The organism is Capnocytophaga sp. H4358, from assembly GCF_002302515.1.
GTDB lineage: Bacteria > Bacteroidota > Bacteroidia > Flavobacteriales > Flavobacteriaceae > Capnocytophaga > Capnocytophaga canis.
The window spans coordinates 910,159-936,778 of sequence record NZ_CP022380.1; the positions used below are offsets into that span (position 1 = coordinate 910,159).

Annotated in this window: 25 protein-coding genes and 1 tRNA gene; 10 read left to right on the top strand and 16 right to left on the bottom strand. The window is 35.1% G+C overall.

What is annotated here, in order from left to right:
• Positions 1-8 precede the first annotated feature (8 nt).
• The 7 genes from rfbC to CGC49_RS03900 all read left to right on the top strand — a co-directional run bounded on the left by rfbC (position 9) and on the right by CGC49_RS03900 (position 6,979).
• Positions 9-578, top strand: a complete 570-nt coding sequence (rfbC, locus tag CGC49_RS03870; protein WP_095911879.1) for a dTDP-4-dehydrorhamnose 3,5-epimerase — start codon at positions 9-11, stop codon at positions 576-578.
• Positions 579-592: 14 nt separating this feature from the next.
• Positions 593-1,432 (top strand): dTDP-4-dehydrorhamnose reductase, encoded by an 840-nt coding sequence (gene rfbD / locus CGC49_RS03875; RefSeq protein WP_095912681.1) that lies wholly within the window; start codon positions 593-595, stop codon positions 1,430-1,432.
• Between the two features lie 47 nt (positions 1,433-1,479).
• Positions 1,480-1,863: a VOC family protein gene (locus CGC49_RS03880; RefSeq protein WP_095895396.1), complete on the top strand. Its 384-nt coding sequence runs from the start codon at positions 1,480-1,482 to the stop codon at positions 1,861-1,863.
• A gap of 331 nt (positions 1,864-2,194) precedes the next feature.
• Positions 2,195-3,253: a dTDP-glucose 4,6-dehydratase gene (gene rfbB / locus CGC49_RS03885; RefSeq protein ID WP_095911880.1), complete on the top strand. Its 1,059-nt coding sequence runs from the start codon at positions 2,195-2,197 to the stop codon at positions 3,251-3,253.
• 164 nt (positions 3,254-3,417) lie between these two features.
• Complete coding sequence (locus tag CGC49_RS03890; protein WP_042343650.1) at positions 3,418-3,960, top strand: DUF177 domain-containing protein; 543 nt, start codon at positions 3,418-3,420, stop codon at positions 3,958-3,960.
• Between the two features lie 3 nt (positions 3,961-3,963).
• Positions 3,964-4,158 (top strand): 50S ribosomal protein L32, encoded by a 195-nt coding sequence (gene rpmF / locus CGC49_RS03895; RefSeq protein ID WP_042007588.1) that lies wholly within the window; start codon positions 3,964-3,966, stop codon positions 4,156-4,158.
• A gap of 334 nt (positions 4,159-4,492) precedes the next feature.
• Positions 4,493-6,979 (top strand): lipopolysaccharide assembly protein LapB, encoded by a 2,487-nt coding sequence (locus tag CGC49_RS03900; protein ID WP_095911881.1) that lies wholly within the window; start codon positions 4,493-4,495, stop codon positions 6,977-6,979.
• Positions 6,980-7,061: 82 nt separating this feature from the next.
• Here CGC49_RS03900 and CGC49_RS03905 read toward each other — a convergent pair whose 3' ends face one another.
• A complete protein-coding gene (locus CGC49_RS03905; RefSeq protein WP_042007593.1) occupies positions 7,062-8,108 on the bottom strand; it encodes an inorganic phosphate transporter in 1,047 nt (348 codons plus the stop codon).
• A gap of 204 nt (positions 8,109-8,312) precedes the next feature.
• Between CGC49_RS03905 and CGC49_RS03910 the strand changes: the two genes are divergently transcribed.
• The 3 genes from CGC49_RS03910 (at position 8,313) to CGC49_RS03920 (ending at position 9,963) form a co-directional block, all read left to right on the top strand.
• Positions 8,313-8,394, top strand: a tRNA-Leu gene (locus tag CGC49_RS03910).
• Between the two features lie 54 nt (positions 8,395-8,448).
• Positions 8,449-9,624, top strand: coding sequence for an MFS transporter (locus CGC49_RS03915; protein ID WP_042343711.1), 1,176 nt, complete (start codon positions 8,449-8,451; stop codon positions 9,622-9,624).
• An 18-nt stretch (positions 9,625-9,642) separates the two neighbouring features.
• Positions 9,643-9,963: a multidrug efflux SMR transporter gene (locus CGC49_RS03920; protein WP_095911882.1), complete on the top strand. Its 321-nt coding sequence runs from the start codon at positions 9,643-9,645 to the stop codon at positions 9,961-9,963.
• 86 nt (positions 9,964-10,049) lie between these two features.
• On the opposite strand, the gene CGC49_RS03925 is transcribed toward CGC49_RS03920, so the two are convergent.
• The 15 genes from CGC49_RS03925 to CGC49_RS03995 all read right to left on the bottom strand — a co-directional run bounded on the left by CGC49_RS03925 (position 10,050) and on the right by CGC49_RS03995 (position 26,615).
• Complete coding sequence (locus CGC49_RS03925) at positions 10,050-11,156, bottom strand: putative glycoside hydrolase (RefSeq protein ID WP_095911883.1); 1,107 nt, start codon at positions 11,154-11,156, stop codon at positions 10,050-10,052.
• A gap of 20 nt (positions 11,157-11,176) precedes the next feature.
• Positions 11,177-12,178 (bottom strand): NAD(P)H-dependent glycerol-3-phosphate dehydrogenase, encoded by a 1,002-nt coding sequence (locus CGC49_RS03930; RefSeq protein WP_095911884.1) that lies wholly within the window; start codon positions 12,176-12,178, stop codon positions 11,177-11,179.
• A 75-nt stretch (positions 12,179-12,253) separates the two neighbouring features.
• The gene (locus CGC49_RS03935) at positions 12,254-13,324 is read right to left on the bottom strand and encodes a GDP-L-fucose synthase (protein ID WP_095911885.1); all 1,071 of its coding nucleotides are present in this window, start codon (positions 13,322-13,324) and stop codon (positions 12,254-12,256) included.
• 82 nt (positions 13,325-13,406) lie between these two features.
• Complete coding sequence (locus tag CGC49_RS03940) at positions 13,407-14,543, bottom strand: adenylyltransferase/cytidyltransferase family protein (protein ID WP_082021451.1); 1,137 nt, start codon at positions 14,541-14,543, stop codon at positions 13,407-13,409.
• Complete coding sequence (gene gmd / locus CGC49_RS03945; RefSeq protein WP_042343619.1) at positions 14,536-15,693, bottom strand: GDP-mannose 4,6-dehydratase; 1,158 nt, start codon at positions 15,691-15,693, stop codon at positions 14,536-14,538. Before gmd ends, CGC49_RS03940 begins: the two co-directional genes overlap by 8 nt.
• A 42-nt stretch (positions 15,694-15,735) precedes the next feature.
• Positions 15,736-16,974, bottom strand: coding sequence for an NAD(P)/FAD-dependent oxidoreductase (locus tag CGC49_RS03950; protein ID WP_042343617.1), 1,239 nt, complete (start codon positions 16,972-16,974; stop codon positions 15,736-15,738).
• Positions 16,975-16,977: 3 nt separating this feature from the next.
• A complete protein-coding gene (locus CGC49_RS03955) occupies positions 16,978-17,736 on the bottom strand; it encodes a glycosyltransferase family 2 protein (RefSeq protein WP_095911886.1) in 759 nt (252 codons plus the stop codon).
• Positions 17,737-17,740: 4 nt separating this feature from the next.
• Entirely contained in the window at positions 17,741-18,727 is a 987-nt protein-coding gene (locus CGC49_RS03960; RefSeq protein ID WP_042343612.1) for a glycosyltransferase family 2 protein, read from the bottom strand.
• Between the two features lie 2 nt (positions 18,728-18,729).
• Complete coding sequence (locus tag CGC49_RS03965) at positions 18,730-19,743, bottom strand: EpsG family protein (protein WP_157908990.1); 1,014 nt, start codon at positions 19,741-19,743, stop codon at positions 18,730-18,732.
• Positions 19,744-19,805: 62 nt separating this feature from the next.
• Positions 19,806-20,543 (bottom strand): glycosyltransferase family 2 protein, encoded by a 738-nt coding sequence (locus tag CGC49_RS03970; RefSeq protein ID WP_042343606.1) that lies wholly within the window; start codon positions 20,541-20,543, stop codon positions 19,806-19,808.
• A complete protein-coding gene (locus tag CGC49_RS03975; RefSeq protein ID WP_095911887.1) occupies positions 20,533-21,780 on the bottom strand; it encodes a glycosyltransferase family 4 protein in 1,248 nt (415 codons plus the stop codon). Before CGC49_RS03975 ends, CGC49_RS03970 begins: the two co-directional genes overlap by 11 nt.
• Positions 21,777-22,733 carry a nucleotide-diphospho-sugar transferase gene (locus CGC49_RS03980; RefSeq protein ID WP_095911888.1) on the bottom strand — a complete coding sequence of 319 codons (957 nt, stop codon included), beginning with the start codon at positions 22,731-22,733 and terminating at the stop codon, positions 21,777-21,779. Before CGC49_RS03980 ends, CGC49_RS03975 begins: the two co-directional genes overlap by 4 nt.
• A 49-nt stretch (positions 22,734-22,782) precedes the next feature.
• Entirely contained in the window at positions 22,783-23,670 is an 888-nt protein-coding gene (locus CGC49_RS03985) for a glycosyltransferase family 8 protein (protein ID WP_095911889.1), read from the bottom strand.
• Entirely contained in the window at positions 23,642-24,976 is a 1,335-nt protein-coding gene (locus CGC49_RS03990; protein ID WP_095911890.1) for a flippase, read from the bottom strand. The genes CGC49_RS03985 and CGC49_RS03990 overlap by 29 nt, the downstream gene beginning before the upstream one ends.
• Positions 24,977-25,622: 646 nt before the next feature.
• Positions 25,623-26,615, bottom strand: a complete 993-nt coding sequence (locus CGC49_RS03995; protein WP_095911891.1) for an ISL3 family transposase — start codon at positions 26,613-26,615, stop codon at positions 25,623-25,625.
• Between the last annotated feature and the right edge of the window lie 5 nt (positions 26,616-26,620).

Consider the following 26,620-nt stretch of genomic DNA (forward strand, 5'->3'; position numbering starts at 1 on the left):
ATCAACATATGACCATAATCCAAACAGAAATAAAAGACGTTATCATCATTGAACCTGAAATTTTCGGCGATGAGCGCGGATACTTTTTTGAGTCGTTTTCACAAGAAAAGTTCGTGGAACAAGTTTGTAAAACAACTTTCGTACAGGATAACGAATCGAAATCGCGTTACGGTGTGGTAAGGGGATTGCATTTCCAGAAACCTCCGTTTTCGCAATCAAAATTGGTACGCGTAGTAGTAGGAAAGGTTTTGGACGTTGCAGTCGATATTCGCAAAGGTTCGTCTACTTTTGGCAAACACGTAGCCGTTGAGCTTTCTGCCGAAAACAAACGACAATTGTTCGTCCCCAGAGGTTTTGCTCACGGATTTGCTGTGCTGAGCGAGGAAGTCATTTTTCAATATAAGTGCGACAATTACTACAATCCAAAAGAGGAAGGAAGCGTTCTGTGGAACGACCCTGCATTGCAAATTGATTGGAAAATCCCTCATCAAAATATTATTCTTTCGCAAAAAGACAAAGAAAGCCCCTTGCTGAAAGATACTTTTCATTTCGATTTTGATGTAAACCTATACGAATAATGCGATTTGAGACGATGAAAAACATATTAGTTACAGGAGCTAACGGACAATTAGGCTCTGAAATTCAGAATATTCAAGGAAAAACCAAAAATTACTTCTTTACAGATGCTTCGGACTTGGACATTACCGACCGACAGGCAATTTCGGATTTCGTGAAGAAAAACAACATTCAGATTGTGGTTAATTGTGCCGCATATACCAACGTGGACAAGGCAGAAGAGGACATACAAACCGCCAACCTTATAAATAACATCGCAGTAGGCTACTTGGCAGAAGTCTGTAAGGAAAACAACGCTTCTCTTATTCATATGTCAACGGATTATGTTTTTGGAGGCACTAAAAACACACCTTACTCCGAAACAGACCCTACGGAACCGCTGGGAATTTACGGACGAACGAAATTAGAGGGCGAAAAAGCCATTCAGAATGCGGATATTGATTATCTTATTATCAGAACCTCGTGGTTGTACTCGCTTTCCTTTGGGCATAACTTCGTCAAAACCATTCAACGATTGAGTTCTGAACGCAATGAACTCAAAGTAGTTTTCGACCAAGTTGGGACACCCACAAATGCTCGTGATTTAGCTGCATTTATCGTCCATATCATTGAGAAAGATTTGTACAAAAAACGCGAGGTGTATCATTTCTCAAATGAAGGCGTATGCTCGTGGTTCGACTTCGCTACCGAAATCGTTCGTATGTCAGGGAATGATTGTCTGGTTAGACCCTGCTTGTCGAGCGAGTTCCCAAGTAAGGTAAAACGTCCAAGTTATTCGGTTTTGGACAAATCAAAACTAAAAAATGATTTTAATTATACGATTTCACATTGGAAAGAGGCTTTGAAAGGGAAATAAAATAAAAAGTATAAAGGATAAAGTGAAAAGTATAAAAAGAATATAATATGAAAATAGACCACATAGCTCTTTACGTAAATGACTTGGAGAAGACAAAGGAGTTCTTTGTAAAATATTTTGATGGAAAATCTAATGAGGAATACCATAATAAAAAAACAAATTTCCGTTCATATTTTATTTCATTCGATGACGGAACACGCCTTGAAATAATGACAAGACCTTATATGATTGACAACGAAAAACACTTAACACAAACAGGTTATATTCACATAGCTTTTAGTGTAGGAAGTAAGGAAAAAGTAAATTCGCTTACGGAAAGACTAAGGATTGACGGATTTGAGATTATAAGCAACCCCAGAACAACAGGAGATGGATATTACGAAAGTAGCATTATTGGCATAGAAGGAAATCAAATTGAAGTAACGATTTAAATCTTGTGTGATGATAATGAACTCGTTTATTTCATTGTGAAAAAACATATTAGGAAGCTCTAAGAAAAAAATATAAAAAGGAGGTTTTTTTTGTCAGGCTGAGCGTAGTCGAAGCCTTATTATTACAAGACTTCGACTACGCTCAGTCTGACAATCAGAACCATTGCCATCTTTTTGAAACACAGCTAACTTTAAAACAGGAGAGTAACGAATTGAAGAATATTTTAGCTTCAATCTATAACAAAATGAAATTAAAAAAATAGAAATCAATACACATCAAACTAACTTGGTACTTGTTAATTGGTTTTTGGTTACTTAAAAAGCACTTCAAATGAAAAAAAACATTTTAATAACAGGCGGAGCTGGATTTATAGGCTCGCACGTGGTTCGGTTGTTTGTAAACAAATATCCTGACTACAGAATCATCAATTTGGATTTACTAACGTATGCCGGAAACTTGGAAAACCTCAAAGATATAGAGAAATCACCTAACTACGAGTTCGTAAAGGCTGATATCTGCGACTTTCAGGCTATGAAGCAACTCATCGAGAGCAAAAACATCAGCGGAATTATCCATTTGGCAGCAGAAAGCCACGTAGACCGTAGCATTAAAGACCCTTTCACCTTTGCGAAGACCAATGTTATGGGAACGCTATCGCTCCTACAGGCAGCACGTGAGGTTTGGAACGGCAATTGGGACAGAAAGCTGTTCTACCACGTCTCCACCGATGAAGTGTATGGTGCTTTGCAGATGGACAACACACTTTTCACGGAAAACACAAAGTACGACCCACATTCGCCCTATTCGGCATCGAAAGCCTCGTCTGACCACTTCGTTCGAGCTTATCAAGACACCTACGGACTTCCGACAGTTATCTCCAACTGCTCCAACAACTACGGAAGCTATCAGTTTCCTGAAAAATTAATCCCCTTATTCATCAATAACATTCGTAATAATAAGCCGTTACCCGTTTACGGACGTGGCGAAAATGTGCGAGATTGGCTCTACGTTGAAGACCACGCCAGAGCAATTGACGTAATATTCCACAAGGGTAAAATTGGTGACACGTACAACATCGGAGGCTTTAACGAATGGAAAAACATCGACTTGATACGCGTCATCATCAAAGAAGTAGATAAGCAGTTGGGTCGCCCTGAAGGAAGCTCGGAAAAACTCATTACGTTTGTTACTGACCGAGCAGGGCACGACCTTCGTTATGCTATTGACGCTACAAAAATTAAGGAAGAGCTTGGTTGGGAGCCTTCCTTGCAGTTCGAAGAGGGAATTCAGCGTACCGTAGCTTGGTATCTGCAAAATCAGGAATGGTTAGATACTATTACCAGTGGCGACTACCAAAAATATTACGACCAGATGTATAAAGGGAGATAGTTTTTTCTGATTCCACTGAGTCTGTAGATTTCTTGTGTTTTAAGAATCAACCCTTAAAAGGTAAATTTGTGTGTACTTTTTTTATTAAAAATATTTGCCATTCAGAATAAAGTTGTATATTTGCACACGCTAAAAAACTATTTGTCTCATCAAACTTGCAGAAAATGAATAAGTTAAAGAAATACAACATATCTTTTGCTGGCTTGAAATTGGGAAAACATCAGTTCGTTTATGAATTAGACAAAAGTTTTTTGGATTTGTTTGCGTACGACGATGTGAATGATGTACATCAAAAGGTGACGGTTGATTTAGACAAAAAGTCAAATCTGTTGGAACTCCATTTTAGAAATGAGGGAACAGTCAATGTGAATTGCGATTTATCCAATGAACCTTTTGATTTGGAGGTAGCAAGTGAGTTGTTCTTAGTTGTGAAATTTGGAGAAGAATTTAATGACGAAGACGATGAGTTGTTGATTCTACCACACGGAGAACATCAAGTGAATGTAGCTCAATACATTTATGAATTAGTAGTATTATCAATTCCTGCCAAACGCGTTCATCCGGATGTTCAAAATGGTACGTTACATCTTGATATATTAGATAAATTGGAAGAATTAAGTCCCAAAGGGGATGTAGACGAAAGGGAAATCGTTGATCCGAGGTGGGAAGGTTTAAAAAAAATAATAATAACTGATAAAGAAAAATAAGAAATGGCACATCCTAAGAGAAGACAGTCGAGAACGAGAAGAGATAAGAGAAGAACTCATGACAAAGCAGTTGTTCCTCAAATCGCAAAAGATCCTATAACAGGAGAAAATCACTTGTATCATAGAGCACATTGGCACGAAGGAAAATTGTACTATCGTGGTCAGGTGTTGGTTGACAGTACAGAAGAAAGCAAATAAGATTTTGTTTCATAATAAGAAATTTTTTGATACGGAAGGAGTGCCTCAGGTACTCCTTTTTTTTGTACAAACATGACATAATCCTGCGGAGTAAGAAGCGTACAGAAATTTTTTGAGTTTAAAGTAAAAAATATTTTAGAATATTGTGAATTAGAGGATTAACTATTTTTTTTGCATAAAATCGAAAGATAAATTATTATAAGTACGTATCTGGATTGTTTTTTTAAAAGCTTGTAAGCCAATATGTAAATTCGATTTAACAACATATTATGACTGATTTTGCTTTTTTATTTCCGAAAAAATAGTAACTTCGTGACTTGGTAAAAATGTCAAAATGAAGTATCGTCTTATATATACTGTCTTTTTTATATCTATTTTATTGATAATCAACGCTTGTACAACCAAAGCAAATACCTATTACAATCGACAGATGCAGCCGATTGTAACCAAATACAATGTGCTTTTCAATGGAGAAGAGGCTTTTGAATCGGGGTTGAAACAGTTGCATGAGCAATATCAGGATGATTTCAGTCAGTTGTTGCCAGTAGAACCCATACGTATGACGGGTAAAGTTCAGTTGGAAGGGGTTGAGAACCCAAATTTTGAACGTGCTGAAGAAAAAGCCATCAAAACTATTCAACTTCACTCGATGGTATTTAAAGGCGAACAACGTAACTACAAGATTGACGATGCCTATATCTTGCTTGGTAAGGCTCGTTACTACAACGAACGGTTTTTACCAGCTTTGGAGGCGTTTAATCACCTACTTACTAATTATGGGAAGAGTGAACGCATTAACGAGTCTGCGATATGGGCACAAAAGACCAATATGCGTTTAGGCAAAGATAAAATTGCTATTGAAAAGTTGAATGAACTACTTTCTAAAGAAAAGTTACGCAAAAGAGATCGAGCTGAAGCCTATGCTACTTTGGGTCAGGCGTATATCAATCAAAAAATGTATCCTGAGGCAGCCGAATCACTTTATTTAGCAGGTAAATATACATCCAGCAAAACACTCCGTGGGAGATATTATTTTATTGCCGCTCAACTCTATGAGCACCAAAAGCAACGTGATTCTGCAACGATAGCTTTTGAAAAGGTTGTGAAACTAAATTGGAAAATTCCTCGTAAACTATGGGTTGAGGCTCAGGCAGGAAAAGCTCGTAACAGAGATTTTACTCCCGAGGAGAAAACGGAATTTCTAACGTATTTGACTAAATTAGAAAATCGGTACGAACATAAAGATTATTTGGACGTACTTTATTTCACTCACGCTTTTCTCATTGAAGAGAATAGTAGGAGAATGGCTATTGAGTACTACCGCAGGTCTTTAAAAAATAATAAGGAAAACAATCCGTTGAAAGCTAAAACTCATGAACGTTTAGCAGATATTTTTTTTGAGCAGAAGGATTATACAGGAGCATATCACCATTTGGATAGTACCTTAGCTTATATTCCTGAGCATACGTTTGAACATCTTTATGTGGAGCGGAAGAAAGAAAACTTAGCAAAAATCACCGAATTAGAATATACTGTAAAACAAAATGATAGTATTCTGAAAATCATTAAAATGTCGGATAGCGATAGAGTTGCATTTTTTCAAAGACATATTGATTCTCTAAAGAAAAAAACAGAACAAAAAATGAAGAGTTCCTCAACAATTAATCAAGGCATGGGCTTTTCTTTGCAAAACGCGACTGAGACAAAAGGAGGAAAATTTTATTTTTACAATCCTATGGCGGTTGCCTACGGAAAGCAACAATTTCAGCAGTATTGGGGAAATCGAAAATTGGAAGATAATTGGCGTTGGTCTGCAAAACAACAAACAGAAATAGAAACAAATCCAGCCACCACAGGGCGAGAGGAAAATGTACCTAAAAAAGATATAACCCCCGATTTTTATTTATCACAATTACCTAAAAATGAGGAAGAAATAAAACGTTTGGAAAGAGATAGAAATCAGGCGTTACTTCAATTAGGGATTTTGTACAAAGCTAAATTTAATGATAGCGAGTTGGCTATTGATCGATTGGAGCGAGTACTTGGATTTAACCCAGAACCAATTGTTGAGTCTGCAGTGCTCTATGAACTTTATAAGAATTACCGATATTTGAATAGTCCAAAGGCGGAAACTGTGAAAAATCACTTGTTGGGACGTTATCCACAATCAGATTATGCACAGCTTCTGCAAGGGAATGACACCTCACGAAAACAACGTGATTTAGAAGCTCAACAGTTTTTACAAGAGCTTACCGTAGAGTTTAATAACGGTAAAATAGTCGAGGTTTTACAGCGATTGAACGAGGAAGGTACCACATTTAGGGAAACAGCTATGGCTTCAAAACTGGATATGCTTCGGGCAAATGTTGTTGCTCGTTTGGAAGGTATCTTACCGTATCGAGAGGAGCTTTTAAAAATACAGATGAACTACCCTGAGACGAACGAAAGTAATCAAGCTAAAGAGCTTTTAGAAAATCTAATTGACGTTGAGAAAGAATCGTTTGTTGATGATGCTAAGGCTAGTTCGTGGAAAGTCGTATTGATGGATATTCCACAAGGTAGAAGAGAAGTAATAAAGACGCAACTTGTCGAAAAATTGAAAGTAATTTCAGATAAAATCAGCATTTCACAAGATGTATATAACGTCAAGGAAACGTGGTTCGTAATTCACGGGCTTCAAAACCGAGATTCAGCCGACAGTGTTATCATTGAATTACAAAAAATAATCGGTGAAAACCAATTGGCAACCTTTCCAATATCCACGGAAAACTATCGTTTGGTACAAATCAAAAAAGCAAAAGAATCTTATTTAAACAGATAGTAACTAGTATAGTGATTAGAACTATTAAAGCCACTATCAAAGTTTTCATACTTTTGAAACCTTTCGCGGAATATGAAGTTTATCAATGTAGCAGAATGAATCCATATATATCTGCTAAATAGATTAAAAGTAAAGAAAGGAAGAAACAGATTGTGGGAGCAATCATCCACATGGTGAAAAAGCGTTTCACTTGAGACTTACGGAAGATATTTTTAGCTCCCATTTTTGCCACGCCAATACCTAAAATTGCTGCTACATTCATTTGAACTAAGGAAGTTGGAATTCCTTTAACTAAAGAGGCTAATAAGAGTAGACTTCCTGAAATAAATGCAATGATTACAGCTTCAAACTTTCCAAATAAGATGATTTCTTTGCCTGTGTTTTTAACGATTTTATGACCGAATAGGGAGCTTCCGATACCAAAGCAAGGTGCAATAATCAACGCCGACAACATCAGTATTACAGTAAAGTCGCTTTCTGTTTTTAGGCCTAATTCGTTGATAGTCATTGTTGAAATAGGCCCTGCAGCATTAGCCACGTTGTTTGATCCGATGGCGAAGGACACATATACCGACATTAAAATTAAAATAGTACTCCAAACGGGTCTTAAATTCTCATTTTGAGCTCTGAGCATGGTCAAACCACGTCTTCGCATAGGTTTGTAGATGTATTTTCCTGCTAAGTACGACAAGAAATAAGCTATGATGGGAAGTACAAACCATGACGGAATAATTTCAGCAAACAATTTAACGGTGTCTAACTTTCCGAAGTAGAATGCAGGTGCAGCGATTGAAAGAACGGCAGCTTGACTTGTTGATTGAGGAATTCCTAAAATGTTGGAGACTAACAATGTGATAGCCACTGAAAATAAAGCGATTGAAACTACTACGAAGGTCATATAGTTTGCATCAAGAATACCACCTCCCATAGTACTTGCCGTATTCTTTCCCGCGATGAAAGCTCCCAAAAATACTGCTATACCAAATATACCTGGAATCAAGCTTTTACGAATCACATCGGCTCCGTAACTTGCAGAAAATGCAGGAGCTGTTCCACTTCCTCCCATCGTAATAGCCAACGCCATCGCAATTATGTAAGGAATTAATAATTGGTTGTATATTGGAGCCATATTTTATATTATCAACTCGCAAATTTATAAAAAAAATAAAAAATAGAGAAGCTAATTGAAGGGAAAATATTAAACAAAATTCTGGTTAAGAATGGGGTTGGAGGATGGTAAAACGCGTATTTTTTTAGAAATTAAAAATCTTTTTTAAATAAAATTTGGTGTTATAAAAAAAATACGTATATTTGCAACCGCAAAACACCACTTGCGGGTGTGGTGAAATTGGTAGACACGCCAGACTTAGGATCTGGTGCTTCACGGCGTGGGGGTTCGAGTCCCTTCACCCGCACAACCTAAAACCTTAACTTACCAACAAGTTAAGGTTTTTTATTTTAATGTATTTATGGAACAAACAAGACCTAAAACTGTCTACTCCATTCTTTTTGCAATTGCAATAGCTCATATGCTCAATGATTTACTTCAGGCGGTTATCACCGCAAGTTATCCGCAATTGAAACAAGAATTCGGTTTGACAATGACCCAAATAGGGATCATTACATTTTGTTATCAAATCTCGGCTTCCATTTTTCAACCCTTAGTAGGCAATTACATTGACAAACGCCCTATGCCCTATGCACAGGTTTTCGGAATGTTTATCACTGCCTTGGGAATTATTACTTTAGCTTACTCATCTAGCTATGCTTGGGTGTTGGTCGCAGTTTTGTTGGTAGGAACAGGATCTTCTATATTTCACCCTGAATCATCGAGAGTGGCCTTCTTAGCTTCGGGAGGAAAACGTAGTTTAGCACAGTCCATCTTTCAATTAGGAGGGAATTCAGGAACCGCTATTGCACCTTTGCTCATAGCTTTGATTATTATTCCCAATGGAAGAATTTATAGCCTTTGGTTTTTGGTTTTCGCTTTTATTGCCATCATCATTTTAGCTTTTGTTGGAAAATGGCGAAGTAATGTACTAAAGATACATCGGAAGACTAAGAAAAAGGAAGTAGTTCTACCTAATTTAACTCCTTTTCAGATAAATATGTCGGTAGTAATTTTGATGGTACTTATATTTTCAAAATATTTTTATACCGCTGGGATTACGAATTATTTCCAATTTTATGTCATTCAGAAGTTTGGAGTCTCCGAAGTACAGGCTCAAATGTATTTGTTTTACTTTTTGGGTGCTGCCGCTTTGGGTACCTTACTCGGAGGAATTTTTGGTGATAAAGTTGGGCGTAAATTTGTGATTTGGTTTTCTATTTTAGGAGCTGCTCCTTTTGCTATTCTGCTTCCGTATGCAAATGAAACTTGGACAGCTATTTTGATAGTACTTATCGGGATTATTATCTCATCTGCTTTTCCTGCTATTTTAGTGTACGTACAAGAATTGTTGCCCAAGAAAATCGGTATGATTTCAGGGTTTTTCTATGGTTTTGCTTTCGGAATGGGTGGACTGGCGTCGGCTGTGTTAGGAAAAGTCATAGATCTTACCGATATTTACTTCGTGTATGGCTTATGTTCTTTTTTACCGTTGATTGGATTAATAGCGTACTTTTTGCCAAATTTAAAAAGATAAATACCTAAAATACTTATAATGAATTGGATAATACTTGTCATTGCGGGGTTGTTTGAAGTGGCTTTCACTTTTTGTTTGGGAAAAGCCAAGATGACTGTAGGGAATGTTTCTTACGCTTGGTATGCGGGGTTTGCTACTTGTACTTTTGTTAGTATGTACTTACTTACGAAAGCTACACAAACTCTTCCGTTAGGTACGGCCTATGCTGTTTGGACAGGAATTGGAGCTGTAGGGACAGCTTTATTAGGTATTTTAATTTTTAAAGAACCAGCTTCTTTTTTTTTTATTACTACGTTGATAGGTTCCATCGTGGGGCTTAAATTCGTATCGAATTATTAAGAATAAATTTAAAACCTCTGAAAGTGTTGTTTTTTCAGAGGTTTATGATGTAAAACTTTGAATATAATTTTTGTATTCAGAATAGCTTATCTACTAAGTTCCTGAATTACTTTTAATTGATCTTCCGAAATATCTGGACCATCGTAGAATGAAACTCCTGTAGCTCCGCTTGCCTTGGCATGTTCGATAGCTTGTTTTAGTTCTTGAGCAGATATAGGAGGTACGTAAATCCCTGTGTGAAGTTCTGTTTCTTTGCCTTTCATATCTTCAACTCCTTGTTGTGTAGCAAAACCAACCCAGTCGACTTCTTCGTTATAGAAATTGTGATAAATCATAGGATAGACACGATCAACATTCCATTTGTCCCAACGCTGACGCACCATTTGACCCGCCATTTCTGGGTAAGGAAATACAGCTGCGGTTATTTTTTTACCTTTATTATGTACAATTTCAGCGGCATCGTTAACCAAATCGCGGATTCTATTTAAACGAAATTGTTTCCATTCCAAATCAAGGGCAGGTTTTTTGAATTTTCGCGGATTTTTGTGGTGAGTTTTCTCGAATTCGGACACACAAACATCACAATAACAGAAATCGAACTGCGGTAATTCTTCCTCTTGAACCAAGTTGTAATTGGGCAACAACCCGATGGGCAGATAAATATCTGGAAAACGGATGTAATCAAGGTGTACACTTGCGATGTCTTCAACATCCGCCAAATTACTCACCAGTTTCAGAATATGCTCACGTGATTCTTTCCGAGTGGGGCAAAGCCATTGATAGTAATCCACGTATGGGCGATGGTCAAAGCAGGATTTTCCTTCACGACTGACCATGTACCACTCAGGGTGTTGCAAAGCTTCTTTGTCTCCAGGGCGGTTTACAGTCATTATCCAAGCGTGTAATTTGATTCCTTCTTCTTTGGCTATCGGAACCAAACGTTTTAATCCTTCTACATCGGCTTCGGTATTTACCAGTACTTCGGAAATACCATGTGTCTTGTATTTTTTAAATTCCTCGTGGTAACTCTCATCAGTACGTTCAGGTTTATAGGTTATCCATGTGGAAAAGGTAAACTCCTTATTTTTTGATACAGAAGTTTCCTCCGTTGAAGTGGACTTTGGCTCATGGGACTGATTGCATCCAAACAGTAAAGCAAGTGCCAAAGGGAACGTGTAAAAATATTTTTTCATATGTATATATGTTTAAAAGATTAATCTAAATGATTCACTAATTCAGCAAAAACTTTTTTAGCTCGTCTATTTTCATATAAAATCTGATAGACAGCATCTAAAATTGGAGTGTGACTTTTCTTTTTGTGGCTATTATTAATCTTATATGCACTTTTCACGGCATAATACCCTTCGGCAACCATATTCATTTCCATCATAGTACTTTTCACCGTGTATCCCTTGCCTACCATGCTTCCGAAAGTTCGGTTTCTACTGAAAAGCGAATATCCCGTTACAAGCAAATCTCCCAAATAAGCTGAATTGTTAATATTTCGTTTGATTTTATGGATGCGTTTAATGTATCGTCTCATCTCACGTATGGAATTACTCATCAGTACACTTTGAAAATTGTCACCATATCCCAGTCCATGTGCAATTCCAGCAGCGATAGCGTAAATATTTTTCAGCACTGCAGCGTATTCTATACCGATAACATCATCAGAAACTTTTGTCTTTACGAAATATGTTGTCATTGCTTCGGCAAAGATTTTAGCCTTTTGTTTGTCAATACAAGCTATTGTTAGGTAAGATAAGCGTTCTAAAGCCACTTCCTCTGCGTGGCAAGGCCCTGCGATTACGCCTATATTGCTGTACGGGACATTATAAAATTTATGTAAATATTCCCCTACGATAAGTCCGCTGTTCGGTTCAATCCCTTTGATAGCCGAGAAGATGGTTTTATCTTCCAAGGATACAGTAAGTTTACTTAATTCAGAACTTAAAAAAGCAGATGGTGTAACAAGTACTAAACAATTTCCGTAGGCAACCGCCTCGTTGATGTCGTTGGTTAAAATCAATCTGTCGGTATCAAATTCCACATCGCTCAAGTAGTTCAAATTTCGTGAAGTTTCTTTAATATGCTCAATAGCAACTTCGTTGTGAACATACCAGCATACTTTTGAGACGTTATATGTTAATATCTTTGTGAGAGCGGTTCCCCAACTTCCACTGCCGATAACCGAAATTCTCAATTCTCTGTCCATTATGTATAACTCTGTTTTAAGGTAGCTAAAGTATAAATAATTTCTAAAAATTCCAAACTAAGGAATTTAAGATTTTTATCTCAAATAGTACGCATACATCAGTTCGATTCCTTGCTCTAGCTCTATGGAATGTTTCCAACCTAGTTGGTGTAACTTTGAAGGATTGGTTAACTTTTTCATTGTTCCGTCGGGTTTTGAAGTATCGAAATGTATTTCTCCTGAAAACCCGATTGTTTTTTTTATCAATTGTGCTAATTCATTGATAGTAATATCTTTTCCTGTGCCAATATTGATGTGAGTATTACGAATTTCAGTTGTATTTTTGTCATACGTATCATTAAAATTTATATGTTGCATGACAAAAACACATGCATCTGCCATATCCTCGCTCCATAAAAACTCTCTCATGGGCATTCCTGTTCCCCAAAGAATAACTCTATCACCGAAAATACCATATTTTTCAAGGATTGCTTTGATTTCCTGCTGAGAGTTTTTTCCTGAAATACCTTCCACTGGACGTTTGTTTAAATCCATAGCAAGAGCTTCCCAATCATTTTTAAGTAATGCTTTCGCTAAGTGAATTTTTCGGATCATCGCCGGTAAAACGTGTGATTTTTCTAAATGAAAGTTATCGTTTGGTCCATAAAGGTTGGTTGGCATTACTGAAATAAAGTTTGTGCCGTATTGCAAATTGTAACTTTCACACATTTTTATACCCGCAATTTTAGCTATGGCATAAGGCTCATTGGTGTACTCCAAAGGTGAAGTCAAAAGGCAATCCTCGGGCATTGGTTGTGGAGCTTCCTTAGGATAAATGCATGTACTTCCTAAGAAAAGTAACTTTTTCACTCCGTTTTTGTATGCGTGATGAATCACATTATTTTGTATCATCAAATTTTGGTAGATGAAATCAGCTCGATAAGTATTATTAGCTAAAATGCCTCCTACCTTTGCTGCTGCCAAAAAAACATATTCAGGTTTTTCTTCGTGAAAAAAATTAGCCACATCTTGGGAATTAGTCAAGTCTAATTGGGAACTAGTTCTGCCTATCAAATTGACAAAACCTTTATTTTCAAGATTTTTCCAAATAGCAGACCCCACTAAACCTTGATGTCCTGCAACGTATATCTTTGCGTCTTTTTTCATGATTTTAACTTTATTTGTCTAAGTGTATGTTCCTATATATGGCTCTATTTGTGTTGTTTAACCTCTCCCGAAGCATTTCATTCTACCTTCTTATCCTTACCTTTAAGGCTTTTTCAATGGGTATTTCGGATAAAACTACTAAATAGCCTCCTCCACCCGCTCCACTTAGTTTGTACCCTACTGCAGATTTAGGCAAAGTAGCTATTTCTTGTTTAATTTCCTCATTTAACATATTGGGATACAAGGAAGTTTGAGCTTCAAATGAAGCTATCATTGCTTCCCCTGTAGCATTAATATCTTTTGCTAATAGAGCATCCCAAAATTGCTGTGCCGCATCTGAAAGCTTTTTAACCTTTTCAGGAGAGATATCCGCCCCTTCAGTGACATGTAATTCACTATGCCGTGGTTGTAAGGGTAATAAGTATAAATGGTTTTCTATCCATACAAGTAGATCTTCGGACAGATTTTTCTCTATTTTTTCTGGCCAAAATCCACCATCATACCAATAATAATTCAGTCCTGGGAGTACAATCCCCAAAGCATCTTGTGAACCACTAATATAGTCTTCCCCTGGGAAATTTTCATAGGAAAACAGTATTTTTGCGAGATGTTCTTTATCTCCTTCAGGAATATCTGTGTGCCAAAGCTCTATCGCTTTTTTGCGAGTACTAGTGGACATCCCACTTCGATCATTAAATTCATAATCAGGTTCTATGCATATGGTTATCACAGGCCCTGGACAGAATTTCGATACGGAAGGTTGATCAAGCCATCCTCCTGCCAAATCTATCCGATAGGGAATCAAACATTCTTTTCGCAAAGCTGTTGTACTTCGAGCAGGTAGATTCCCATGAGGAATACGCTTACTTACGTGATATTCAACCCCTAATTCTTTGCACAAAGCCTCCTTGGCTGGAGAGTGTCCGTCCTCATTAACAAACAAAACATCAGGTTTTAGACGAAGCATATCTTCCTTAAAATCTAAGATTCCTGAACCTGAATTTATCCAAGCATCTTTTACGAAACGCAACGATTTAACCATATAAAGACGCTCCTGCTCTGGATTTATCGTTTTTCGAGCTTTGAGTTCCTGAATAGTTCTATCTGAACCAATTCCAACATATAGATCTCCTAACTGCGATGCTTCTTCAAAAAAAGCAACGTGTCCCGAGTGCAACATATCGTAACAACCCGAAACAAAAATTTTCTTATTACTCAAAATAATTCATTATTGTGAAGCCTCCTTCTTTGAGGTAAGCATCTCGTTTAAACAACTTTATATCGCTTTGCATCATATCCGCTACCAACCCTTTAAGGTCGTATTTTGGTTCCCAACCTAAAACTGTTTTAGATTTGGTAGGGTCCCCTATAAGTAAATCAACTTCTGTAGGTCGGAAATATTTCGGATCGACTAACACAATTTCTGCTTTACTTTTTATTTTATTCTCAATATTTGAAATGTACTTCTCACCTACTTTTTCTGAAAAAACAGTTTTATCAATAGCCGTAAAATATCCTACCTCATCAACTCCCTCTCCTTGATACTCAATCGTTAATCCTATTTCTTTGGCTGATAAAATAATAAAATCACGTATGGAAGTGGTAATTCCAGTTGCAATTACATAATCGCTCGGTTTTTCCTGTTGTAAGATCAAATGCATTGCTCTAATATAGTCTTTGGCATGTCCCCAATCGCGTTGAGAGCTAAGATTTCCCATATACACCTTATCTTGCATCCCTAAAGCGATACGACTTAACGCACGAGTGATTTTTCGAGTTACAAAAGTTTCTCCTCGTATGGGAGATTCGTGATTGAATAGTATCCCATTGGATGCGTGCATATTATATGCCTCGCGGTAATTTACAGTAATCCAATAAGCATACATTTTGGCAACTGCATAAGGTGAGCGTGGGTAAAAAGGTGTTTTTTCTGATTGGGGAACCTCCTGTACCAATCCGTACAATTCGGAAGTTGAAGCCTGATAAATTCGTGTTTTTCCAGTTAACCCTAAAAGACGAACTGCTTCCAATATACGAAGTGTTCCCAAGCCATCTGCATTACCTACATATTCAGGGGTTTGAAAACTCACGTGGACGTGGCTCATCGCCGCCAAATTGTAAATCTCGTCAGGTTGTACTTCCTGAATAATTTTGGTGATATTCATGCTATCGGTGAGGTCACCATAGTGCAATATCAGATTTCTGTTTTCTACGTGAGGGTCTTGATATATATGATCAATTCTATCGGTGTTGAAAAGCGAACTTCTTCTTTTCATTCCATGTACCTCATACCCTTTTTTGAGCAAATATTCTGCGAGATATGCACCGTCTTGCCCCGTAATTCCTGTGATAAGCGCTTTTTTTGACATATTTTTTTAAGGTATAAATACAACTAAATTGAAAGTGTTTTTTTAAGGATTTATTTTTTTAACAAGCTCTCTTGCTTCCATAATATTATCCTCTATGGAACAATACGTCCAACTTCCATAACGTCCGATAGAATGTATGTCACTGTTTGATAGTTCTTTTTTTAGTTTCTCAACTACTTTCGTGCTTTCCTTATTAATATGAACATAAGCAGGATCCATCACCACGCTATGGTAATCCACCAATTGTTCATCGGCAACAACACCTATTTTCTTTAAGTCAGAAAGAACACGTTCCAAAACCTTTTCTGTATCTCCTATGACGGCATCCTTTGTAAAACCAAGCTCCACGTATAAAGACATTCTATCCGACTTTATGATATTGTCATAGTACCCCAAACGATAAAAACAAATATCTTTATCGGGAACATACACCCAACTACTTTCCTTGTCCTTCCCTTTTTTATCAAACCCTAAGTTAAATACCATTACTTTGTTCCAAGTAAAGATGGACTCATCATAACCAATATCACACAATTTGAGCAACTTAGGGAAAGGCATTGTTGAAATAAGCCTATCATAAGAAATTTCTCTTTTGCTTGTATATGCAACCTTATTTACTATATCTATTCGTTGTAGTTCTTCTTGTAAAAAAACATTTTCTTGTTTTACATTCCTAAATAGGGAATTAACATATTCTATTGCTCCCTGTGATGAATAAACAAAATTATCATTGTATGAACTATTATTCTCTTTCTTGAAATTCAAAATAATCTCTTCTTTATTTGCTTTTGGAAAAAAACGTCCCATAGCCTCTGCATCTAAGTTATTCAAATCACAAGCATAGAGTTTTTCATTATATGGGATTAAAAACTTGTCAGATATACTTTTACCCAAATTAGCATAAACCATATCTTTAAATGTTTTTACCTGAATACTTTCTGTATTAAACAGGTCATATAAACACTCTATAAACTCGTGTTTTTCAAGCTGATGAATATTTTTTTGAAAAGGAAAATCAATATATTTACCTTTGTAATATATTTTTGTTACTTTTTTTACTGTTTTAAGTGTTTCGGATGCTATGTGCCTACAAACTAATTCTTTTAGTTTTTCATCTCTAAAATGAAAGAAATGCCCAGAATAATCCCATACATACCCATTTCTTTTGATGGTTTTACAATAGCCTCCAATTTCTTGGTCTTTATCTATCATCAAATAATCATTGTCGGTGAAAGTTGCGTATGCAATTCCAGAAATACCTGCTCCTACAATTAAATCCATATTTTACCTTTTATATTTAAAAAATCCGTTAATTGCCCAATGTGCTAAATAATATAAACTCTTGAAAAGCCCTAACTTTTCAACTTTATAATAAACAAGAAATTGAGGCTTTATTACTTTCTTTTTATTTCCCGTTGTGCTTGATGCAAAAACACGATAAGACGCCAATACTTCTTTATTACCATAAGCAACTTTAATTTTTTTTAGCATTTCTAACCAAAAAGCAAAATCATCTCTCAAACTTTTTAATTCTTCTCTAAAAAATTGTTCCCCTACTATGCTTTTGTCATAAACACTTGTTAAACAAGATATAGGACATGTTTTTAGAAGAGAATTATAGGTAACTTTTTCAGGAACTATAAAAGGTTTTAATTTTTTAGTTCCATTTTCATCTACTCGGTTATAGGAGGCAAATACTAAAGCTGCATTTTTTTCTTTGAGAAAACTAAGCTGTTTTTCAAAAAAAGAAGACTCTAGTAAATCATCTGAATCTAAAAAGCAAATGTACCGACCTTGTGCATTTCGTAAAGCGTTGTTACGTGCAGAAGCTGAACCTCCATTTTTCTGTTGGATAAGCTTAATCCGCTTATCTTTTATGGTATGTTCTTTGACAATTTCCGCCGAGTTATCTTTTGAACCATCATCTACGATTAGCATTTCCCAATCTTGATAAGTTTGAGCTAGTACGGATTCTATGGTCTGTCGTACATATTTGGCTCCGTTATACATTGGAGTTATTATTGATACTAAATTTTCTTGCATAAACTTATGACCTTATTTTTTTTCTAATCCACATATGTGTTTTATAGATAGCCCTTGTGACAAATGGCATTTTTATTAACATAAAAGACATTGCTATCTTTTGGGGCAATCCATAACTTTTATACATAAAAATATATTTAAACTTGTTTGCTTCTGGATAAATTGTATAAAAATATTTTGTATATCTTTTATTGAGTGTAAACACTTTTTTGTAAAACACAATCATTGAACAAAATTCTTGTTCATAGTTAATCTCGCTTTTTCTAACAAAATCCTCCAGTTTACTAATAAATACAATCGCATCGTTGATAGATGATTCACCCATCGTTTTGGTTAATGACAAAGTATTATATTGAGTGTAATGCAGAAAAGCTTTTGGTAAGTATGATACTTTTGAGGTAAGTGAAAACAATCTTAACATTGTTTCTATATCTTCTCCCATGTTAATTTCCCCTGTAGGAATCAAGTCATTTTCCATATAAAATGCTCTCCGTATTAATGTGGTACAAAAACTTGGATGAAGGTTACCAAGCATCATGTTTTTAATATTATATTCAATATCCTTTTTGTATTCCTCTCTCATGTATCGTTCTGTTGTTTTATAGCTTATGTAATAGTCGCATACTACAACATCACTTCCCTCTTCTTCTATTTTAGCATACAAAGAACTTAACATTGTAGGTTCTACCCAATCATCCGAATCTATTTGAATCACATACTTACCTGTAGCCTCAAGCATTCCTTTTCGCCTTGTTTGAGCAATTCCTATGTTTTTTTTATTTTCAAGTAACACAACATCTCCGTTTCTATGACTTTGCGACGTTATTTGCCTTATTATTTGAAAACTTTTATCAGGTGTACCGTCATTTATGAATATAAACTCTACCCTATCTAAGTCTTGATTAAGTAACGAATATACACACCTTTGTACAAATTTTTCAGCCTTATAAACAGGTACAATAACTGATATTTTGTATTTATTTTCCAACATACCTAATTAAAAAAAATAGATTCATATACATATTCTTTATCTGCAAAAATAGTAACTTTTACAGTATAAATAATTAATAAAAACAATAATATTATTACTCGATTATTACTATTTTTCATGTTTGTCAATAGAAAAAATATAGGAAAAAGCGAAATAATATTAAAATACATATTCACTCTTTGTAAAATAAAATTATTCAGAGACAAAATCGTTAAAAATTCCCCTACAATACCAAGTATAAAAAGTTTTTTCTGATTTTCAGATAAATTAATCTTTCTATAGTTAACAATAGCGTACACATATGTAAACATAAGAACGTATTTAACAAGTTTAGCTGTTATAGGGATATCAAAATTCCCAAATCCAGAATTCAAGTAAACCGCACTACCTATAGTTGTATATGCCACCATATCTAATATTAATTGATTGATATCAATAAATGAAACAATGAAACAGAATATTAATATCATTAACATTCTTTCGCTATTGTCAAATACTTTTCTCAGGAATAAAACTATCAATATGGCTATCACCGCCAAAAAGACATACTGGTGAATAGATTGAGCTAATAATATACAAATAATAAATGGCAACCAAGCCCTTTTATAAACAAATAGCACTACCCCATAGGTTAGTATATACATCGCAGTAAACTGTCTCAAACCATTCATCTGGTTGTGAAAAACACCATTAAAACAAACTATTAGAAAGAAAAAAAGAGCGTATTGCCTAAACTGTGTAACCTTTGAAATTATTAGTAAAAACAACAGCACCCATAACATGGCTAATATAAAAAAAATATGTTGCCCTTCTACACCTATATAAAACAAAAACTTTACAAACCAATAAAAACCAATTTCACCTGTGTGAGAATAAAAATCTATTGCTTTAGTATCGGGAGTAAAAATACCTAAATACGAAAAATAATCTGCCCCTACATCGTATTGCCCACCAACTACCAAGATCCACAATAACGAAAAAAGAAATAAAGCATAAACACGACTCAATTCATTCAATCTATGATTTGAAGACAATAGACACAACCCTACGGATATAAATAAATTTATAATATAGAACATTATCTTTCTAAATAATACCTCCTAATTTTACCTAACAAAAATTCTCTCATAATCACATACATAAAATGCTTGTTATATTTCTTTCCTGAAATATGCCATACCTCAACCAGCAAACTTATCATCGAATCAGATGAAAGCCCTCCGTACAGAAATTTTGAAATAGTCTCGTTTATGTAGCTAAACGAATATCCTTCCCTGTAAACTTGCAAGAAAAAATCATAGTCAGCACAAATTTTATATGTTAAATTGAATAGTTTGTTTCTATGCAATTCTGTTCTGGTAAAAGAACTTTGATGACAAAAAACCATTCCCTTTTCTATATCTTGCATTGGCAACATTTTTTTTACTACTTCTCTCTTTGGATATTTTATAGAAACATCACCACAAATAACATCTGTTTTACTCCAATCACCATAAAGAAAAATTCTGTTTAAAATATCTCTATCATAAAACTCATCTCCCGAATTCATAAAATTTATCCACTCTCCACTTACCTTTTGAATTCCCTTATTCATTGCGTCATAAATTCCTTTATCAGGTTCACTAACCCAATAGGCAATTTTATCTTCGTATTTTTTGATAATGTCAAGTGTACCATCAGTACTTCCTCCGTCTATGATGATATACTCAATGTTGGGATAAGTTTGGTTAATAACCGACAAAATGGTTTCCTCAATAGTACTCACAGCGTTATATGAAACGGTAACGACAGAAATTAAGGGGATATTATTTTTCATTGAGACACTTTTTGTAAAGACTTATATATTTAGAAATTAAAACTTCGTTTGAAAAATGCCTCTCAATTTTTTCTCTGGCATTTTTAGAGAGTTGTTCGTAGTTTTCATTGTTTAAAACCCATTCTATTCCGTTCTTTAAATCCTCGCTATCAAACGGCGAAGCCAAATACCCATCTATTTTATGGTCAATAATCGTAGGTATACCCGTTGTATTAAACGCTACAACAGGCACACCACAAGCCATTGCCTCCGTAACAGTTTGCGGGAGATTTTCTTGTTTACTCGACACAATCATAACATCTGCACAATTATATAGGGTCACCAAACTCACATCATCATACAACCGCCCTACATAGGTGGTTTTATAATTTAACTTCTCTTCGTATAGCGGTTTTGAACTACCGAAAACAACTATTTCGGCATTTTCTATTGATAATTGTTTTATAGCTTTCATCAGCAAATCATACCCCTTATTGGGATCGGAAGTAGCTCCCATTGCTCCAAACAAAATGATTTTCTTCTCCTTAGGAATACCCCATAAACCCCTGACCACTTCTTTATCAATAGGTTTAAAAACACAAGTCTTAAGCACATTTGGCAAATGAATGTGACTTTTATTTTTTAACAAAGAGCTTTTTTGTGCTTCCTGATATATCCAGCGACTTGGACTAATAACAATCAGTCTCTCTATTTTGGAATACGTTTTATTTTTTCGTTCCCATCCTTTTCGACTTAGGTCATTTTCCTTGCTTGAGCCAAGTACTTTTGAAAAACCACATTTTTCAAGATAATGCCCTTGTCCTTCATCAATATGTTCCCCCCCAGTAAATGCCCACATATCGTGTAATGTCCAAACAATTGTTTTTTTTATTTTAGCCAAATCCTCTATGGGTAACATCCCTCCATTTATCCAATGTAAATGAACTATATCGGGGTTAAGTTCATTAATCCTTCCAACCACCTTGCTAAAAGGTACCCAGGCAGGAGAGAAAGGTGTTTTTGTCCTATTTTTATAAAACAGCTTTAATGGGAGCGAGTCGAGAAAGGAGCGTAAAACACAAAAAAACTTACCCAATTTGGTTTTATTTACAGTATGTACCGTATAGTCATCACTTTTCTTATACTGAACCAACATTTGACTATCCACTTCATTTTCAAGTAACGCTCTATGCAAACGATACGCTGCACGAGCTGCTCCTCCTTCTATATCAGTTGTGTTTATATGTAGTATTTTCATTTCAATTTACGAATTATTTTTTTGAAAATATCTATTATCCTCCCTTTTTGTATCATTTCCAACACAATTCGCACTGCATTCTTTTTCTGTCGGACAAGAGTATTACTCCACAAAATATCATTTCGAAAATTTTCAACTACATATGTGGGGTGAACAAGAGGAAATTTAATTTCTCCACGCTTTAAATTTGCATAAGGATGCTCTGAATCAAAAGTATGAGTTGCATTATCTCCGAAACCAATATTCGATATCAGGTTAACATTAGGGATAATACTTTTTCCACTATTAATCAAGATCGTATATAGCCATTGATAATCCCAAGTATCAATCTTTCCCCCATACACAGCGTCAAATTCTCTAGTAAATATGTCTGCTTCTTTTTTACTATAAAGTATATTCTCCAAATATTTTTCCTTTTTAATTTTTGGCCAATTTTTCATTTCTTTATCGTAATTTTCCCAAGCACGACGCCAAGATGCCCACCCCCAACTTCTGTCATATTTTGAAAAATAATAGCTTTCTTCGTTTTTGGAAGTTACTTCGGATAAGAAGTTTGTTCCCCCAACAAGCCAAACCCTAGTATCATCTCTATATCGAGACAAAAGCTCTTCACAGAAAGGAAAAAAACTCTGGCTTGGCAAACAATCATCTTCTAAAATAATTCCCATTTCTTCATTGTCAAAAAACCACGTAATAGCAGAACTTACAGCCTCTCTACATCCCAAATTTTCTTCTCTGAACAGAGTTTTAACCTCACATTCCCAATCAATGTTTTTAATAACTACATCTCGTGTGTTTTTTACCCTCTCTTCTTCTCCCTCTCTTTCTTTTCTAGCTCCATCACAAGCTACATATAGATAAGAGGGCTTTATCTTTTTTATCTCTTCAAATACTCGTGATGTAGTATCCGGTCTATTAAAAATTAAAAAAAGTATAGGTGTTCTAAATTTCATCGTACATAATTTTATAAGTATTCCGTGGTATTTTTTTTGACTATTCCACTTAAAATAACCGAAGTATCTTTTCTTTAAATGGACTCCACAACCTATGAAAAACAAATCCTTTATAATCAGAGGGTTTATAATTTGCAAATGGCGTCTTTTTCAAGTATTTCCAATACTCTTTTTTAAAAGGATTTGTATTTGCCAAAAACCAAGGTTTATTAGGATACCCACCTGTATAATGAACTATACAAGGTTTATCTATAGCCTCTTTCTCTTCAACTGTTATTTTTTCTTTCAATAAAAGACTCGTTTGAATATTGTACCTGATAGAAATTGACTTCCATGTACCATTTATAACAGCATTTAAACCATCTTGATCGGCAAAAGATATTTTTTCAGTATTCACTATACTCCAATCTATTATTTTTTTACACAACCCATCTTCTCTCCATTTTGAACAATTTATCATCATCACTCCTGAGTTAAAATACCTTGCATCAATATCCATTCCTAATTTTTTCTTTTCTTCATCGAGAAAATCTCTACTACCAATTTCCTCTATGGCTAATAAATATTTATCATTAAAATCTATCTCGAAAAGTTCTTTTAATGAATCCGTAACAACCATATCGCTATCAAGATATAAAACTCTTTCAGCATCTATGAGTTGAGGTATGGCTAATCTGTAATAAGCCGCAATATTGAGATGTTCTACTCCTGTGTGCAATTCTGAGAAAATAGAATCATCAATAATAATATTCTTAAAAGTGGCACTATGTCCTTGTATAATTTGTTGTATATAAATATTACTTTGCTCTGAGATACCTTTGTTTAGCAAATATACCTCAAAGGGAATATCATAATTATTGACTAATAACGATTTCAGACATACACAAAAGTGCTGTATGTAACTATCATCAGCTGCGAAGACTACTGCGTATCTCATAATATATTCTTTTTAAATTAAACGTATTCCAAAACATTTTGACAGCCTTTTTTTGATTTTCAAAAAATAAAGCAAAAAAAATGTGGCTCAAACTATACGTAATCAGAGTAGTAATCACCGCTCCTTTTGCCCCATATATAGGAATCACAAAATAATTCATCACAAAATTGGCTATCAAAGAAAGTATGCTCATATACAAACCTGTTTTTTGATATTTTTCAATTACAACCCAATTAAACCACGCACTGCCAAAAAATGTAAAAATCCCTGTCCAAATATGCACTTTAAGTACAAAAGAAGAATCTACATATTCCTGCCCATATAGCATATTAGTAATATTATCAGCAAGTAAAGTAATTGGAATTGCCAACAAGATCGCCCCCCATACCATAAGATCGTATAAGGCTTGTAATCGGTTGTAGTATTTTTCTTCAGAGACAGACTTTGCATTGATGATAGCAGGAAACAACGACGAACACACTATAGTAGGGACAAAAGCCCATATTTCACTTAATTTTGATGCAGCTGCATAAATTCCTACTTGAGCATCTCCCAAAAAATGTTTTAACATCAATTGATCCATCTTCAAGTACAAGACTAGCACAAAAGCACTGATAATCCAAGGCCAACTCTCTCCTAAAAGTTTTGTGGCTATATGCTTGTCAAAAATAAATCTTTTAATAGGCGTTTCTCCTTTTCTAATATAAAAATAAATCAAAAATAAAGCTAAAACGAAAGCTTCAACGACAATTGCCCATAAAAAATAAATCAAAGGTTTTTGTGATTGAATAAAATATATCCTTAAGGCAATTGATATGACAAAGGCAATCGTACTTGCTATGACAAAATATTTTGTTATGACTCTGCTCTTAAAATAAAAATCGAAAATCTGAAATATTTGGAAAAACAAGGTCAAAGCCATTACATACACAAATATCTCAACAGATCGGTCAGCTATAACGTAATTGAATGCCAAAAACAAAGCTACATACACAAAAATAGTACCTAACAAACGCAGTATAAATACCGTACCAAATAACTTGGCTTCGTCTATTTTTTTATCAACAAACTCTCTTATGAGTAAGCTGTCTAAGCCTAACGTAGTAAAAATAGAAAAAATCCCCACCAATGACTGCACATAAGAAAATGTACCGAATTGTTCTTTACCCAAATATCGTGTAATCCAAACACTAACAAATAAGCCCAACCCCATTCGGATTATCTTTTCCAAAAGTAACCAAGATGTATTTTTAAAATATTTAACAAATCCTTCTTGAGTTACGATATTTTTTAGCTTTGTTATCATAGTCTTACCTACCACTTTCCTAAATTTCCTACAATCGATACAATACACTTTTTTCCACTAGCTCTATTTTTCCCAAGTTCTAATACCGTTTCTGTTCCTATATTCCCGACAACGAAATCAAGGTGTCGTTTTCCCCTCTATATCAACTGCAATCTAAATCCAACAGTAGTTTTTTTTGACTTTACATAACCATGTAGTTCATCTATTTCTACTACGCAAACAGGTTTTCCATCCCTTATCTCTTCGAATTGACCACCATATTTTTTATCCAATTCATTACCGTTACATGACTTACGCCTAAAATTCTCCCGATAGAATGAAAACCTAACCTTCCAAATACATCATTAAGCCTAGTCTTCGTTCTGAGGGAAGTTAGCAGTAGATTTATGAGTAACAGTATATTTCTCCCACAATCCTTGCATTTATATCTCTAAACATCTTTGATAATGCGATTATTTATTTTGTTTTTGCTTTTACAAATTGGACTGTCCATCCCTTATTTTTCAAACACACAAAAAACCATACTTAATTACCTAATCTATTAGTTTTTCATAAATGTCCTTACCCCAAAACTAATGCCTCTTCCTCCAAATCTTGAAGCTCTTCGATGTGCAGATATTCCGATTTTTATTCTTTTATGGCATTACTAAATTTTTTGTGAGCTAAACTTCAGATTACCGAAGTAAAAGAGGGTGTTTATTCTGAAACGCTCAAAGTTTAAGAATCCTCTTGCTTTTGAAATAACGGATTGTATTTTTCCATTCATATTTTCGTGCTTCCCGCTGGATGTTTGAGTAACTATCGCATTGATAATCCCTTGTAAATGATTATCAAAGGTCTTTATAACTTCATTTACAGCGGTTATGGATTGACTTATTGCATTATTTTTCCATAGCTCGTAATTGATTGCTATACCATCTTTTAAACTAAACAAATACTTGAAATTCTCTCGTATTTGCCACGCCTTTGCCGTAAGTAAATTCTCACTAAGCATTTGCTCAAAGGCTCTTTGTTGCTCTTCTGTGCGATTTTCTTCGTTCTTTAATACGGTGTATTTCTGTCCTTTAAGCAATTCGGTCTCTTTTACCTCTTTTCTCCTGGTCTTGTCAATGGCTTCGGATAACTTCTTGAATAAATGAAACTTATCGTGTACAATCATCGCTTGGGGAGCTATATCCTTAATGGCGTTCATATAAGGTTTCCACATATCCATATTTACCCTTTTCAGGGAGGGCTGTTTCTCTTGTGAATTAACACTGAAAAACAAGGCTTTTACATTTTTTTCTTTTCTACCTTCGGTCATTTCTACTACACAATTTTTATCACTATCGATAAGAATTGTGGCGTATTTATGTCCGTAGGCATATGCTTTTTCGTCTAAGCTAATATCCTCTAAATCATTTACTTCACCTCGTTCCAAAAGTGCTTTTTCTACGGCTGATTCCATAATGCTTCTTATCATATATGGGGTGGTATGCATCAGTTCTGCAACGGTGTTTTGTACCTTTACTTTATGTAAAGTCTCTATGACTTTGGCGGCGAATAAATGCGTGTATCCCTTGTATTTAGGTGCAAAATGAATGTCGATAACCTTAGGCTTACCATCCTCAGAAAGATAACGAGGCAGACTGCAAACCAAGTAAC